Genomic DNA, 15624 nt, shown 5'->3' on the forward strand with positions numbered 1-15624 from the left:
ATACAGGGGAAACAGCGCATGAAGTCCTGGCTCTAGCAGGTCTCCCCCGTCACGTTCTTCGGTTCGGCGATCATCGCCCTCTGCCTGATCGTCTACGCCAGCCTGGCGCCCGACTCGGCCGCGGCGATGTTTACGGTGGCCAACGCCTGGGTGATTGCCGACGCGGGGTGGTTCTACATGCTGGCCGTGGGCGTCTTCGTGCTGTTCCTGCTCGCGCTGGCGCTCAGCCCCTACGGGATGATCAAGCTCGGCCCGGACGAGTCACGCCCCGACTACCGCTACGGCACCTGGGTCGCGATGCTGTTCAGTGCCGGCATGGGCATCGGCATCGTGTTCTACGGCGTGGCCGAGCCGATCACCCATTTCTCGTTCCCCCCGGACGCGTCGCCGCGCTCGCCACAGGCCGCCCGCGACGCGATGGAGGTGACGTTCTTCCACTGGGCGTGCACGCGTGGGCGATCTACGCGGTGGTCGGCCTCGCGCTGGCCTATTTCGGCTACCGCCGGAACCAGCCGCTGCTGCTGCGCTCGGCCTTCCACCCCATGCTCGGCGACCGCATCCACGGGCCGCTGGGTGATGTGATCGACATTTTCGCGGTGGTGGGCACCCTCGCCGGCCTCGCCACCTCGCTCGGGCTGGGCGTCTCGCAGCTCAACGCCAGCATGGCGTACCTGTTCGGCATGCCGCAGAACCTGGCGACCCAGCTGGTGCTGATCGCCGCCGTCACCCTGCTGGCGCCGATGACGGTCGCCACAGGCCTGGACAACGGCATCCGCCGCCTCAGCGAGATGATCCTGCTGGTCTCGTTCCTGCTGATGCTGCTGATCCCGGCGCTCGGGCCCACCCGCTTCCTGCTGACGGCCTTCGTCGAGAACATCGGGCTGTATCTCAACGCGTTCGTCTCGCGCACGTTCCACATCTATGCCTACGAGCCGACCGACTGGTCGGCACCTGGACGCTGTTCTACTGGGGCTGGTGGATCTCGTGGTCGCCGTTCGTGGGCATGTTCATCGCGCGCATCTCGCGCGGGCGCACCATCCGCGAATTCCTGTTCGGCGTGCTGTTCGCGCCGGCGGGTTTCAGCTTCATCTGGTTCACGATCTTCGGCAACACCGCCATGTGGCTGAACCTCAACGAGGCCGGCGGCGAGATCTCGCGCACCGTCGCAGAAAACATGCCGGTCGCGAGCGAGCGGCTGCCCGCGGCGCCGATGACCTGGGGTGCCGGGACCGGGATTCCGTGGCGACGCCGGTTGGCGGCCATCGTCAGCCACCCGAGCCTGCCGCAGGTCACCGCCTATCTGCAGAAGACCGTCAAGCCCGCGCTGGCGACGGTGGTGGGCGAGCTGGCCGAACGCGCACTGGTGGCCGAGGTCACCGCCGACGACGAAGGCGTCGCGCTGACGGTCCATCATGGCGAGGGGGCGTCGGACTTCGTCTACTCGGTGCGGCCGGTACAGCACCCGATCCCCGCGTTCGCGCTCACCGATGCCGCGCGTCGCGAGGGCGAACGGACCCGCTACTGCCAAGCCGAAGTGTTCCTGCCGCAAGGCGACCGCGGCTACGACATCTACGGCTACGAGGCCGAGCAGGTCATCGCCGATGTGATCAGCCACTACAACCGCTTCCGGCACTACCTGTATGCATCGAGCCCGTGACAACGGCGTAGCGCGCTTCCGGCCCGCCCGCTTGGACCAGCGGAATCTGACCGTTTCCTGAAGGACGGCGCCGTGACGTGATGCGTCACATGATGACGCTGTGAAGCAGGTGCTAAGTTCGGAACCCCCTGTCACGAACCGGACTCCTGCCGATGGCCATCTGGAAAGAATCGACCCCCGCCAAGCCGAACGCCCCCTCGCCGTCCCCCGCCCCGGCCGACACCGAATCGGCCCGACCGGCCAGCTTCGAGCCGGCACCGGTCCGCGACATCACGCCCCCGGCGCCCGGCCCCGCAGCGGCGGCCGGTACGCCGCGTACGGGCGAGGCGCAGCTGAAGGAATCGCTGATCGCGGCCGACCTGACTATCGAAGGCAAGATCGAGGGCACCGGCCACGTCCGCATCGCGGGCAAGTTCAACGGCGACGTCAACGTGCAGGGCAACCTGACCATCGAAACCGGCGCCAGGCTCACCGGCGGGGTACGCGCGCAGAAGGTGATCGTGGCGGGCGAACTGGAGGGCAATGTCGAATCGGCGCAGCGGGTGGAGCTGCTCGAGTCCGGCGCGCTCACCGGCGACGTCAAGGCCGGCGCGCTCACCGTTGCCAATGGCGCGCGGATGCGCGGACAGGTCGACTTCGGCTGGGGCGACAAGCAGCCGGGCAAGGCCAAGGCGGGCAACGACGACGCCGCATGAGCGCCCCGCGCCCCGGTACCGCGGGCGCGACGCGCACCTGCCCGCACTGCAAGACCATCATTCTGGAAAGCGCGAGCGTGTGCCCGCAGTGTCGCGGGCACCTGCGCTTCGACGCCGACGCGGCAACCACGGCGACGTTCTCGCCGCTGCAGGTGGACGGGACGATTCCGGCTCCGGCCGACGGTGCCTGCGAGTACTCCATGGTGCTGTCGATCCGCGACGGTCGTGGCCGCGAGATCAACCGCCAGGTCGTAGGCGTGGGCGCGATGCATCCGGGCGAGGAGCGCACCTTCAGCCTGCGGGTCGAGGCGACCGAGGTGAAGGACCCCAAGGGGCGGCGCGGCCGGCACTGAGCTGCGCCCCGCCCGCGGCGGGTCTACGAGGCTAGCCGCAGCCGTCGCAACCGCCGCAACCGTTGCCGGGACCCTGTCCCGGCGGCGCGATTGCGCGGCCGAGTCGCTGCACCCACGGCGCGCGCCCTTCGCGCACCAACGGCACCGCGAGCAGGATGCGCATGCGCCGCACCGCCGCCGGGAACTGCCGCCGCGTCACGTAGGCCACGCTGGCCAGCACGGCCAGCGCGATCACCCCGTACTGCGCGAACAGCCCGCCACTCATTACCCGGCGCCCAGCAGCACGGCCACCTGATAGGTCACCAGCGACGCCAGGTAAGCGAGCGCGAACAGATAGCCCGTGGCGATGCCGACCTGCTTCCACGAGTTGGTCTCGCGCTTGATGGTGGCCAGGGTGGACAGGCACTGCGGTGCGTAGATGAACCACACCAGCAGCGACAGCGCGGTGGCCAGCGACCAGGTGTCGGTGATGATCGGCGTCAGCGCGGCGGTGGCGGCGCTTTCATCCGCCGCCTGCAACGCGTACACGGTGGCCAGCGACGACACCGCGACCTCGCGGGCGGCCATGCCGGGAATCAGCGCGATGCAGATCTGCCAGTTGAAGCCCAGCGGCGCGAACACCGCGGTCAACGCGTGGCCGATGCGGCCGGCGAAGCTGTAGTCGATTGCCGGGCCGGTCGCCCCTTCCGGCGCACCGGGGAAGGACAGCAGGAACCACAACAGGATGGTCAACGCGAGGATGATCCCGCCGACCCGGCGCAGGAAGATCCACGCCCGCTCCCACAGGCCGATCAGCACGTCCCGCGGGTGCGGAATGCGGTACGACGGCAGCTCCAGCATCAGCGGGTGCTCGCCCTTGTCGCGGCGCCACTTCTTCATCACCCACGACACCGCCAGCGCGCTGAGGATGCCGGCCGCGTACAGCCCGAACAGCACCAGCCCCTGCAGGTTGAGGATGCCGGCGACCTGCTGCTGGGGGATGAAGGCGCCGATCAGCAGCGCGTACACCGGCAGCCGCGCCGAGCACGTCATCAGCGGGGCGACCATGATCGTCGCCAGGCGGTCGCGCGGGTCCTGGATCGAGCGCGTCGCCATGATGCCGGGGATCGCGCAGGCGAAGCTCGACAGCAGCGGGATGAACGAGCGCCCCGACAGCCCGGCCTTCGACATCATGCGGTCCAGCAGGAAGGCCGCACGCGGCAGATAGCCGGATTCCTCCAGCGCGATGATGAAGAGGAACAGGATGAGGATCTGCGGCAGGAACACGATGACGCCGCCGAGACCGGCAATGACGCCGTCCACCAGCAGGCTGGCGAGTGGCCCCTCGGGCAGGCTCGCGGCGACCGCTTCGCCGAGCCAGCCGGTGCCCGCCTCGATCAGGTCCATCAGTGGCGTCGCCCAGGCGTAGACCGCCTGGAAGATCAGGAACATCACCAGGCCGAGCGACACCAGGCCGATGACCGGTTGCAGCAGCCACCGGTCCAGCGCGTCGTCGATCCTGGCGGTGCGGCGCGGCATGTTGACCGCCACCGAAAGCAGGCGCCGGGTTTCCTCGTGCAGCGCCTCCAGGTGCGTGCGCGCATCGGCGGCCGTGGTCTCGCGAGGGGCGTGAACCGCGCCGGCCGCGCCGTCCAGCCGGCCGACCAGTGCGGCGGCGCCGTCGCGGCGGATCGCCACGGTCGGGACCACCGGCACGCCGAACTCGCGCTCCAGCACGTCCAGGTCGACCTCGATGCCGCGACGCCGGGCCGCATCCATCATGTTGACCGCCAGGATCATCGGCTTGCCCAGCGCCCGCACTTCGAGGGCGAAACGCAGGTGCAGGCGCAGGTTGGTCGCATCGACCACGCAGATGATGACGTCGGGGGCGGGCTCGCCGGGGTAGAAGCCACGGCACAGATCGCGGGTCACCGCCTCGTCGAGGCTGGCGGCGTCGAAGCTGTACGCGCCCGGCAGGTCGAGCACCGCGTAATCGCGGCCGGAGGGCGCGCGGAAACGCCCTTCCTTGCGCTCTACGGTGACGCCGGCGTAGTTGGCCACCTTCTGCCGGCTGCCGGTCAGCAGGTTGAACAGCGCGGTCTTGCCGCAGTTGGGGCTGCCGACCAGCGCCAGCCGCGGCATGTCACTCGTGCTCATGCGGCCTGCTCCTCGGCGTGGCGGACGGTCTGCCGGGCCACCTCGTGCTCCGTACCGGGGTCGACGCCCTGCTCCGCCTCAAGACCCACCCGGATGCGCGCCGCTTCCGCGCGGCGCAACGCGAACCGGGTGAAACCGACCTGCACCAGCAGCGGCTCGGCCGAGAACAGCCCGGCCGCCACCACCTCGACCCGCTCGCCACCGACGAACCCGAGTTCGCGCAGACGCCGGGCGATCGCGTCGTTCGGGGAGATGTCATCGACCGCCAGCACCGTGGCCGCGGTGCGCCGCGGCAGTTCCGTCAGCTTCAAGGCAACGTCCGGACAAATGGGAATTGTTCTCATTCTAGCATCGCGCGACCCTGCAAACGGGACGCCGGTCGCCGCCCGTTATCATTCGCCCACCTGCGCAAAGACCCACGACATGACCAATCCGCTGCTGCACCTGCGCGAGGGCCCGGTGGCCCGGCTGCGCCTGAACCGGCCCGAATTGCACAACGCCTTCGACGCGATGCTGATCGCCGCGTTGACCGGCGCGCTGGAGTCGCTTGCCGGCGACGACGGCGTTCGGGTGGTGGTGCTGGAAGGCGAAGGCGCCTCCTTCTCCGCCGGCGCCGACCTGCACTGGATGCGCGGCATGGCCAAGGCCAGCGAGGCCGAAAACCGCGCGGATTCGCTCGCTCTTGCCCGGCTGATGCGTACCCTGAACGAGCTGCCCAAGCCGACCGTCGCGCGCGTCCACGGCGCCGCGTTCGGCGGCGGTGTCGGCCTGGTGGCCTGCTGCGACATTGCCATCGGCGCCCACGGCGCGAAGTTCGGCCTCACCGAGAGCAAGCTCGGCCTGCTGCCGGCGGTGATCTCGCCGTACGTCGTCGAGGCGATCGGCGCGCGCCAGGCGCGGCGCTGGTTTGCCACGGCGGAGATCTTCGACACCGCCCGGGCCGTGCGCATGGGCCTGCTGCACGAGGCGGTCGAGCCCGACGCCCTCGACACCGCCGTTGCGCGCCAGGTCGAACTGCTGCTCAAGGCCGGCCCACTCGCCTCGGCCGGCGCGAAGGCGCTCGTGCGCCAGGTCACCGCGCATGCCGACGGCGCCCGCCACGACATCGACAACGCCGCCCTGATTGCCAGGCTGCGGGTGTCTGCGGAAGGCCAGGAAGGCCTGGCGGCGTTCCTGGACAAGCGCAAGCCGGGCTGGTGCGATTGAACCGGGACTGATCGCCAGCCGTCCGCCCACCGATCCATCCGGCCCTCCCGCAGCGGAGGAGAGGAAGCCAATCCCCATGTCCAAGAAGGCCATGTTCGACAAGATCCTGATTGCCAACCGCGGCGAAATCGCCTGCCGGGTCATCCGTACCTGCCGCGAACTCGGCATCCGCACCGTGGCGGTGTACTCGGAAGCCGACGCCGACGCGCAGCACGTGCGTCAGGCCGACGAGGCGTACTGCATCGGCGGGCCGCGGCCGGCCGACAGCTACCTGCGGGGCGAGGCGATCATTCAGGTCGCGCGCGACAGCGGTGCGCAGGCGATCCATCCGGGCTACGGCTTCCTGTCGGAAAACGCCGACTTCGCCGACGCGGTCGAAGCCGCCGGGATCGCATTCATCGGCCCGAACGCGGCATCGATGCGGAAGATGGGATCGAAGGCCGGTGCCAAGGAACTGATGCACGCGGCCGGGGTGCCCGTGGTGCCGGGCTACACCGGCGAGGACCAGGACCCGGCACACCTGCACGCCGAGGCCGACCGCATCGGCTACCCGCTGATGATCAAGGCCGCGCACGGCGGCGGTGGCAAGGGCATGCGCGTGGTACGCGGCTCCGGCGAGTTCCTGGCCCACCTGGAATCGTGCCAGCGCGAAGCCGGCAGTGCCTTCGGGCGCGACCGGGTGCTGCTGGAGCGCTACATCGAACAGCCGCGCCACATCGAGATCCAGGTGTTCGGCGACCGCCACGGCAACATCCTCCACCTCAACGAACGCGAGTGCTCGGCGCAGCGGCGCTACCAGAAGGTGCTGGAGGAATCGCCCTCGCCGTTCCTGACCCCGGCGCTGCGCCAAGCCATGGGCGAGGCCGCGGTGCTCGCCGCACGCGCGATCGACTACGTCAACGCCGGCACGGTCGAGTTCATCGTCGCCCCGGACGGCAGCTTCTACTTCATGGAAATCAACACCCGGCTGCAGGTCGAACATCCGGTGACCGAGTGCGTGACCGGGCTCGACCTGGTCGCGTGGCAGCTGCGGGTCGCCGCCGGCGAACCCCTGCCGTTGCCGCAGGAGGCGATCACCCAGACCGGCCACGCGATCGAAGTGCGGCTGTATGCGGAGGACCCTGAGGCCGGATTCCTGCCGGGTTCCGGCCGGCTGGAGCGGCTGCGCCTGCCGGCGCCGTCGGCGCACGTGCGGATCGACTCGGGCGTGGTCGAAGGCGACACCGTCACCATCTTCTACGACCCGATGATCGCCAAGCTGATCGTGCACGACGCCGACCGGCCGCGTGCACTCGCCCGCCTGCGCAGCGCGCTGGCGCAGTGCGGCATCGACGGGCCCAAGTCGAACATCGAGTTCCTCGAACGGCTGGCGCGCCACCCGGCGATCACCGGCGCAACGATCGACACCGGTTACCTGGACCGCCACCTGGACGAGTTCATACCGTCCGCCGAGTCCGACGACGACCTGCTGCTGGCCGCGACCGTCACCCGCCTGCTCGTGCAGGAGCATGACGCCCGCACCCGGGCCGCGGCATCGGAGGACCCCGGCTCCCCCTGGGCCACGCCCGACGGCTGGCGCCTCGGACATGGCAGCCGGCGCAGCCTGGCATTCGGCCACCGCGACCGCCGCATCGAGGTGCATGCGCGAGGCAGCGACGGCCATTACCTGGTGGAAACCGGGGACGGTGAGCACGAGGTCAGCGGCGCACGCCTGGCCGGCGGCGAGCTGAGCCTGCGCATCGGCGCCCGCGCGCGCCGTTTCGCGGTGCTCGAACACGCGCCCCACCTGCTGGTGCACGACGGCGAAGGCCGCCTGCGACTGCAGCCGCTGGCGATGTATCGTCACGAGGCGAGCGGCCCCGGCGCGGGCGCCGACCAGGTTACCGCCCCGATGCCGGGCCGGGTGGTCGTGGTGAAGGCCGCCACCGGTGACATGGTCGAATCCGGCCAGGAGGTGATGGTGATCGAGGCGATGAAGATGGAGCTCAGCCTCAAGGCGCCGCGCGCCGGCAAGGTCGCGGAGGTGCGTGCCCGCGCCGGCGATTTCGTCGAGGCCGACGCGGTGCTGGTGGCCCTGGCGGCGCAGGATTGAAGCGGCCATGAAGAGTCACGTCCGCATCGTCGAGGTGGGTCCGCGCGACGGCCTGCAGAACGAGAAGGCGATGGTGTCCACCGCCGACAAGATCGAGCTGGTCGACCGGCTGTCGGCCACCGGCCTGCAGAGCATCGAGGCGACCAGCTTCGTCAGCCCCAGATGGATCCCGCAGCTGGCCGACGCCGCCGAGGTGTTCGCCGGCATCACCCGCCGCCCGGGCGTGCACTACCCGGTGCTGGTGCCCAACGAAAAGGGCTACGAACGCGCGCGCGAGGTCGGGGTGGAAGAGATCGCCGTGTTCACCGCCGCCTCCGAGGCGTTCAACCGCAGGAACATCAACGCCTCGATCGACGAATCGCTGGCGCGCTTCGCGCCGGTGCTCGACCGCGCCCGCGCCGACGGCGTGAAGGTGCGCGGTTACGTCTCCACCGTGCTCGGCTGCCCCTACCAGGGCGAGGTGCCGTTGGCCGATGTCGTCCGCGTGGCACGTGAACTCCACGCAATGGGCTGCTACGAAATTTCACTGGGCGACACCATCGGCATCGGCACGCCCGGCAAGGCGCGGGCGATGCTGAAGGCGGTCGCCTCCGAGCTGCCGATCGACGCGCTGGCGGTGCACTTCCACGACACCTACGGACAGGCGCTGGCGAACATCCTCGCCTGCCTGGAGGAAGGCGTCGCGGTGGTCGATTCGGCCGTGTCCGGAGCCGGCGGTTGCCCCTACGCCAAGGGCGCCAGCGGCAACGTCGCCAGCGAGGACGTGGTCTACATGCTGCATGGCCTCGGCATCGACACCGGCATCGACCTGGAACGGCTCGCCGATACCGGGCGCTGGCTCAGCGCCCGCCTGGGCCGGGAGACCTCCAGCCGCGTCGCCCGGGCGCTCGCGGTGTCATGAGCCGCACGCCGCCAGCGCCCGGCATGCCGCCGCCCCCCGACGGCTCGGACGCGGCGGCCACGCTGGCGGCGCTGGAAGCGGCCTGCAACGACGACACCCTGCCCGCCACCCTGCGCGGCCTGCTCCAGCGCGCACGCGACGCCCTGCTGGCCGCGCGGGTGGATGCCGAATCGGCGCGCCTGCGCTACCACGCGCTGTTCGACGCCGTCCCCGACCCGGTCAGCATCCTCGACGAGCACGGCATCGTCCTCGACCTCAACCGCGCCGGCCTCGCCGCCTACCGGCTGCCGCGCGAGGAGATCGTCGGCCAGCCGATCCATGTGCTCAACCCCGACCTGCCGCGCGACCACCTCGATCCGGTCTGGGAGACGCTCAACCGCGGGGCCACCTATGTCGTCGAGGTGTCCAACATGCGCGCCGACGGCAGCCGCTTCCCGGTGGAGGTGCACTCGGCCGGCTTCCGCCACGACGACCGCGACTGCATCGTCGCCGTCGCCCGCGACCTCAGCGGCCGCCGCGACGCCGAGCTGCGCTATCGCGAGCTCATGGAGACGATCGACACCGGCATCCTCGTGCGCGACGCCGAGGGCCACATCACCCAGGCCAACGCGGCGGCGATGCGGCTGTTCGGCATCGCCCCGGGGGAACGCGCCGAAGTCGCGCTCGCCCGCGACCACTGGCGGATCGTCGACGAAAGCGGCCGCGAGCTGCGCGACGACGAACTGCCGAGTGCCCGCGCACTGCGCGACGGCCGCCCGGTCGGCAGCGTCCTGCTCGGCTTCTACCACCGCCGGCGGCGTACGCTCACCTGGTTCTCGGTCACCGCGGTGCCGCAGTTCGGTCCCGGCAGCAATCGCGTCCAGCAGGTGCTGTCGCTGTTCTCCGACGTCACCGCGCTCAAGCGCGACAGCACGATGTTCGACCGCGCCCAGGCGCTGGCCCACATCGGTGGCTGGGAATGGGACACCGGACGCGACCGGTTGTACCTGACCGCCGAGTCGCGCCGCATCATCGACCGCCACCCGGCCCCGCGCTCGATCGGCGACCTGCTGGGCTGCCTCATCGTCGACGACCGCGTCCGCCTGCGCCACGCCCTGGACCAGGCGATGGCCACCGGCCAGGCGCTCGACCTGGAGTTGCAGGGCACCCGCGGCGACGGCCGGCAGTTCTGGGTGCGCGCGATCGCCGAGGCGGAGGCCGGCGGCCCGCTCAGCGCGCGGCTGACCGGCACCCTGCAGGACATCACCGACCGCAAGCACGCCGAGGAACGCCTGCACGTGCAGGCCCGCACCGACCCGCTCACCGGCCTGCTCAATCGCGACGCGATGCGACGCGAGCTCGACGCCCGGCTTGCCGACCCGGCACGCGCCGCGCTGGCGGTGCTGTACATCGATCTGGACCGCTTCAAGATCGTCAACGACATCCTCGGCCACGCGGCCGGCGACCGCCTGCTGGGCTCGGCGGCACGCCGCATCCGCCGCGCGGTCGGCAATGAAGGGCTGATCGCCCGCTTCGGTGGCGACGAGTTCCTGGTGACCTGCGCGACCGGCGACGACCCCGCGCGTCCGGCCCGACTGGCGGGTGCGATCCTGGAGATCTTCGGCGACAGCTTCAGCCTGGGCGGCGAGGAGTTCGCCATCACCGCGAGCATCGGCATCGCCCAGGCACCGGCCGATGGCACCACCTCCGAGCAACTGATCCAGTGCGCCGACGTGGCGATGTACGACAGCAAGCGCCGCGGACGCAACGGCTGGCAACTGTTCACCGCCGAACTCGCCGAGCAGCAGCAGCAGCGGCTTCAGCTGGAAACCCAGCTGCGGCGCGCGATCGGCAACGAGGAGTTCCACCTGGTCTACCAGCCGCAGGTGGACCTCGCGAGCGGCCGGCTGGTGTCCGCCGAAGCCCTGATCCGCTGGAACAATCCGTCGCTGGGCCAGATGCAGCCCAGCCGCTTCATCGACCATGCCGAGAGCACCGGCGATATCGTCGGCATCGGCGGCTGGGTCCTGCACGAGGCCTGTCGCCAGCTCCGCACCTGGCGCGAGACCGGGCTGCCGATCGAGCGGGTCGCGGTCAACGTGTCCTACCGCCAGTTCCTGGGCGAGGACCTGGCCGCCAACGTGCGCGCGGCGCTCCGGGAAACCGGCCTGCCCGGCAGCGCGCTCGAGCTGGAGTTCACCGAGCGGGTGCTGATCGAGGACGAGCCGGAGACCACCCGCACCTTCGCCGCCCTGCGCGAACTCGGGGTCATGCTGACCATCGACGACTTCGGCGAAGGTTACAGCGCGCTCAATTACCTGCGCCGGTTGCCCATCCACGGCCTCAAGCTGAGCCAGCTGTTCGTGCAGGGCGTGCCGGGGAACGCCTCCGACGTCGCCGTCTGCGAAGCGGTCACCGGCATTGCCCGCAGCCTCAAGCTCGGGCTGGTCGCCGAAGGGGTGGAGAACGAGGCACAGCGGGAGTTCCTGCTCGGGCTGGGGGTGGGTATCGGCCAAGGTTTCCTGTTCGCGCCCGGGCTGTCACCCGAGGAGATGCAGCACCGGTATGCCGGTTCGGCCGCTCCGGTGGCCGGCAGTGCGGAGGTGGGGTAATACGGGGCGGTACCGGCGCGGGACCGCACCCCGCCGACTGCACCTCCCAGGGTTCGCGGCCCGCCGCCGCCCTCCCGTAGAATTCCGCCTTCATTCGACTGCGAGATTTCCCATGCAGCTTTCCGATACCCGCGCCGTCATCACCGGCGGCGTTTCCGGCCTTGGGCTGGCGGTCGCGCGCCATCTCGTCGCCAACGGCGGCAAGGTCGCGCTGTTCGACGTCAACGAGGAGAAAGGCGCGTCCGCGATCGCCGAACTCGGCGAGGCCAACGCGCGCTTCTGGAAGACCGACGTCACCGACGAGGCCGGCGTGGTCGCCAACGTCGCCGCGGCGAAGGACTTCCTCGGCGGCCTCAATGCGGCGATCAACTGCGCCGGCATCCTCGGCGCGGGCCGCGTGCTCGGTCGCGAGGCGCCGATGCCGCTGTCGCAGTTCCAGTCCACGGTGATGGTGAACCTGGTCGGCAGCTTCAACGTCGCCAAGGCCGCCGCCGACCTGATGCAGCACAACGAGGCCGGCAAGGATGGTGAGCGCGGCGTCATCGTCAACACCGCCTCGGTGGCCGCCTACGAGGGTCAGATCGGCCAGGCCGCGTATTCGGCGAGCAAGGGCGGCGTGGTCGGCATGACCCTGCCGATGGCGCGCGAGCTGGCCCGCTTCGGCATCCGCGTGATGACCGTCGCGCCGGGTGTGTTCTGGACGCCGATGGTCGACGGCATGCCCGAGAGCGTGCAGCAGTCGCTGGCGGCGACGATCCCGTTCCCGTCGAGGCTCGGCCAGCCCGAGGAGTTCGCCGACCTGGTCGCGTACATCCTCGGCAACACCTACCTCAACGGCGAGACGATCCGCCTCGACGGCGCGACGCGGCTGGCGCCGAAGTAAGTCCGGCGGTACGGCTTCGTTGTAGGAGCGACGTGAGTCGCGACCCGCCGAACGCCCGAGGCCATGTACAGGTCGCGACTCACGTCGCTCCTACACGAAGCTCCACGTGGAGCGCTTGGAACACATCCGGAAATCGCATGAAAGCCTACGACGTCAAGAAAGGAAACGTGGTCGAGCACAGCGGCACCGTCTACCAGGTGCGCGACATCGAACGCAGCTCGCCGCAGGGCCGCGGCGGCAACGTCAAGTTCCGCTTCACCATGTACTCGGTGCCCGGCGGCAACAAGTTCGACCTCAGCCTCGGCGGCGATGACGAGCTGAAGGAAGTCGAGCTGAGCCGCCGCCAGGCCACGTTCTCCTACAAGGACGGCGAGGCGTTCGTGTTCCTCGACGACGAGGACTACACCCCGTACACGCTCGACGCCGACGTCGTCGGCGATGACGCCGGCTACATCGTCGACGACCTCACCGGCTGCTACGTGCAGATCATTGACGACCAGCCGGTTGCGTTGCAGCTGCCGCAGACGGTGGCGATCGAAGTGGTCGAGACCCCGCCGGAACTCAAGGGCGGCACCGCGACCAAGCGGCCGAAGCCGGCCAGGCTGTCGACCGGCATCGAGATCATGGTCCCCGAGTACATCGCCAACGGCGAGCGGGTGCTGGTCAACACCACCAGCGGCGAGTTTTCGGGGCGGGCGGACTGAAGCCGGCAGCGGGCCGACGCGGCTGGCCCGCTTTCCTGCGTCGCATTCGTGGCTGCCGGCGTCTACGTGCGCACCGACGTCCGTCCGCCCTCCTAGTGTAGGAGCGACGTGAGTCGCGACCGCGGAGAGAGTCGGGGCGGTGTACAGGTCGCGACTTGCATCGCTCCTACAAAACCTCGCGCGCGAGCCATTTGCGCGCCATCCGCCGGAGTGACTCGTCCGCGCCGGCGTCGGCCTGGATCGCGACGATGTCGCGCCAGGCCAGGTCCAGCGATTCCCCGCTGACCACGAACGCCTCGCCCGCCATGGCCCGCACCACGTAGCGGGCGTCGTAGTGCCAGTGGCCCGGCACGTCGCCGCGCTCCGGAATCCAGTGCCGGTCGAGATCGAACAGCCCGCCCTCGAGCTCCAGCCCCGGCAATCCCGACTCCTCCCCGGCCTCCCGCAGGGCCACCGCGCCCAGATCGGAATCCCCGTCGGCGTGGCCACCCAGCTGCAGCCAGCGGGCGAGCTTGCGATGGTGGGTCAGCAGCACACGCGTGCCGCTGCGGTCGACCAGCCAGGTGGACGCGGTGAAGTGGCCCTCGAGCCGCTCGCGCGCATAGGCGTTCGGCCCCGTTGGCATGTCGTGCTCGTCGAGCAGCGCTTCGAACAGGTCCACCACCGCGCCCTCGCCCGGCCATTGCCGGCGGTACTCGTCCAGTGAACGGCGAAGCGGGCTGTCGATCGGGGTGGGCGAAGGCATACGCGGCAGTACGTTCGGGGCGAGGTGGAGGCATCGGATTATCGACCCGCGCCGGGCCATTGTGACCGTGGCAATCGTCCCTTGCCGCTCGTTTCCGGGCTGGGGTAAGGTGGCCCGCCACTTGCCGCGCGTCATGCCGGCGTGCTTACGGACGCGGACCAATGCGCCGCGCCACCAACTGGGGATCCGGATGTTCAAGAATCTGTTAGCGACCAAGCCGATCGAGCCGGCAGGCCACGTCGATGCCGGTGAACCGTTCGAAGGCAGTCTCGAAGGCGAGGCGACGCTCAAGCGCACCCTCACCGGGACCCAGCTGATCCTGCTGGGCGTCGGCGCGGTCATCGGCGCGGGCATCTTCGTGCTGACCGGCCAGGCCGCGGCCGAGCACGCCGGCCCGGCGATCATGCTCAGCTTCGTCATCGCCGGTATCGCCTGTGCATTCGCCGGCCTGTGCTACGCCGAGTTCGCGGCGATGCTGCCGGTCTCGGGCAGCGCGTACTCCTACTCGTACGCCACGCTGGGCGAGGCCGTCGCCTGGTTCATCGGCTGGTGCCTGGTACTCGAATACCTGTTCGCCTCGTCAACCGTGGCGGTCGGCTGGTCGGGGTATCTCAACGCGTTCCTGACCAACTTCGACCTCGCGCTACCCGCGGCGCTGGCCAGTGCACCGTTCGCCGTCGAGGGCGGCGAGTTCATCCGCACCGGCACCCTGATCAACCTGCCGGCGGTGCTGATCATCGCGTTCGTCACCGGCGTGGGCTACGTCGGCATCACCCAGTCGGCGTTCGTCAACGGCATCATCGTGGCGATCAAGGTTACGGTGATCCTGCTGTTCATCGCGTTCGGCGCCCAGTACGTCGATCCGGGCAACTGGGAACCCTTCATCCCCGCCAACGAGGGCCCGGGCCGGTTCGGCGTGGACGGCGTGATGCGCGCGGCGGCGATCGTGTTCTTCGCCTACATCGGCTTCGACGCGGTCTCCACCGCGGCCGGCGAGGCGCGCAACCCGCAGAAGGACATGCCGGTCGGCATCCTCGGTTCGCTGGTGGTCTGCACCCTGCTCTACATCGTGGTCTGCGCGGTGCTGACCGGCATGATGGACTACCGCCTGCTGGGCACGCCGGAACCGGTGTCGACCGCGCTCAACAACTACCCGGCGCTGGGCTGGCTGCAGACGCTGGTCGAGGTCGCCGCGATCGCCGGCCTGTCCTCGGTGATCCTGGTCATGCTGATGGCGCAGCCGCGCATCTTCTACAGCATGGCGCGCGACGGCCTGATGCCCAAGCTGTTCGGCAAAGTCCACCCGAAGTTCCATACGCCGTACGTCGGCACCGTCATCGTCGGTGTCATCGCCGCCGTGCTCGCGGGCTTCCTGCCGATCGGCCTGCTCGGCGAGATGGTGTCGATGGGCACCCTGCTCGCATTCGCGACGGTCTGCGCCGGCGTGCTGATCCTGCGGCGCACCCGGCCGGACCTGCCGCGTCCGTTCAAGGTGCCGTTCGCGATCGTGATCTGTCCGCTCGGCGTGGTCGCCTGCCTCTACCTGTTCTCGCAGCCGTTCGCCGAGCACTGGCGCCTGCTGCTGGGCTGGATCGCCATCGGCCTGCTGATCTACGCGGTCTACGGTTACCGCCACAGCAGGCTGCGCAAGCGGTAAGCCG

General features: G+C 69.9%; 12 protein-coding genes and 2 pseudogenes. 10 read left to right on the forward strand and 4 right to left on the reverse strand.

Annotated elements, in window-relative coordinates; genetic code table 11:
• Window positions 1-102 precede the first annotated feature (102 nt).
• The 3 genes and pseudogenes from U8331_RS09610 (at window position 103) to U8331_RS09620 (ending at window position 2705) form a co-directional block, all read left to right on the forward strand.
• Window positions 103-1657, forward strand: a pseudogene (locus U8331_RS09610) (BCCT family transporter).
• Between the two features lie 152 nt (window positions 1658-1809).
• Window positions 1810-2352 carry a bactofilin family protein gene (locus U8331_RS09615; protein WP_481130827.1) on the forward strand — a complete coding sequence of 181 codons (543 nt, stop codon included), beginning with the start codon at window positions 1810-1812 and terminating at the stop codon, window positions 2350-2352.
• Window positions 2349-2705 carry a hypothetical protein gene (locus U8331_RS09620; RefSeq protein WP_481130828.1) on the forward strand — a complete coding sequence of 119 codons (357 nt, stop codon included), beginning with the start codon at window positions 2349-2351 and terminating at the stop codon, window positions 2703-2705. Before U8331_RS09615 ends, U8331_RS09620 begins: the two co-directional genes overlap by 4 nt.
• A 31-nt stretch (window positions 2706-2736) precedes the next feature.
• Here U8331_RS09620 and U8331_RS09625 read toward each other — a convergent pair whose 3' ends face one another.
• From U8331_RS09625 to U8331_RS09635, 3 genes and pseudogenes are all read right to left on the reverse strand, one after another.
• A complete protein-coding gene (locus U8331_RS09625) occupies window positions 2737-2970 on the reverse strand; it encodes a DUF6587 family protein (RefSeq protein WP_481130829.1) in 234 nt (77 codons plus the stop codon).
• Window positions 2970-4841 (reverse strand): ferrous iron transport protein B, encoded by a 1872-nt coding sequence (gene feoB, locus U8331_RS09630; protein ID WP_481130830.1) that lies wholly within the window; start codon window positions 4839-4841, stop codon window positions 2970-2972. Before feoB ends, U8331_RS09625 begins: the two co-directional genes overlap by 1 nt.
• 86 nt (window positions 4842-4927) lie before the next feature.
• Window positions 4928-5185, reverse strand: a pseudogene (locus tag U8331_RS09635) (FeoA family protein); the annotation flags it as partial.
• A 79-nt stretch (window positions 5186-5264) separates the two neighbouring features.
• On the opposite strand from U8331_RS09635, the gene U8331_RS09640 reads away from it, so the two are divergent.
• The 6 genes from U8331_RS09640 (at window position 5265) to yeiP (ending at window position 13218) form a co-directional block, all read left to right on the forward strand.
• Window positions 5265-6047 (forward strand): enoyl-CoA hydratase-related protein, encoded by a 783-nt coding sequence (locus tag U8331_RS09640; protein WP_481130831.1) that lies wholly within the window; start codon window positions 5265-5267, stop codon window positions 6045-6047.
• A 91-nt stretch (window positions 6048-6138) separates the two neighbouring features.
• Entirely contained in the window at window positions 6139-8139 is a 2001-nt protein-coding gene (locus U8331_RS09645; protein ID WP_481132944.1) for an acetyl/propionyl/methylcrotonyl-CoA carboxylase subunit alpha, read from the forward strand.
• Between the two features lie 7 nt (window positions 8140-8146).
• The gene (locus U8331_RS09650) at window positions 8147-9040 is read left to right on the forward strand and encodes a hydroxymethylglutaryl-CoA lyase (RefSeq protein WP_481130832.1); all 894 of its coding nucleotides are present in this window, start codon (window positions 8147-8149) and stop codon (window positions 9038-9040) included.
• 23 nt (window positions 9041-9063) lie between these two features.
• Entirely contained in the window at window positions 9064-11631 is a 2568-nt protein-coding gene (locus U8331_RS09655; RefSeq protein WP_481130833.1) for a sensor domain-containing protein, read from the forward strand.
• 112 nt (window positions 11632-11743) lie between these two features.
• Complete coding sequence (locus U8331_RS09660; protein ID WP_481130834.1) at window positions 11744-12514, forward strand: SDR family NAD(P)-dependent oxidoreductase; 771 nt, start codon at window positions 11744-11746, stop codon at window positions 12512-12514.
• A 137-nt stretch (window positions 12515-12651) separates the two neighbouring features.
• Entirely contained in the window at window positions 12652-13218 is a 567-nt protein-coding gene (gene yeiP, locus U8331_RS09665; RefSeq protein ID WP_481130835.1) for an elongation factor P-like protein YeiP, read from the forward strand.
• A gap of 166 nt (window positions 13219-13384) precedes the next feature.
• Here yeiP and U8331_RS09670 read toward each other — a convergent pair whose 3' ends face one another.
• Entirely contained in the window at window positions 13385-13963 is a 579-nt protein-coding gene (locus U8331_RS09670; protein ID WP_481130836.1) for an NUDIX hydrolase, read from the reverse strand.
• A gap of 190 nt (window positions 13964-14153) precedes the next feature.
• On the opposite strand from U8331_RS09670, the gene U8331_RS09675 reads away from it, so the two are divergent.
• Window positions 14154-15620: an amino acid permease gene (locus U8331_RS09675; protein ID WP_481130837.1), complete on the forward strand. Its 1467-nt coding sequence runs from the start codon at window positions 14154-14156 to the stop codon at window positions 15618-15620.
• Window positions 15621-15624 lie beyond the last annotated feature (4 nt).

The sequence above is a fragment of the Lysobacter sp. CC-YZS074 genome (assembly GCF_056739745.1).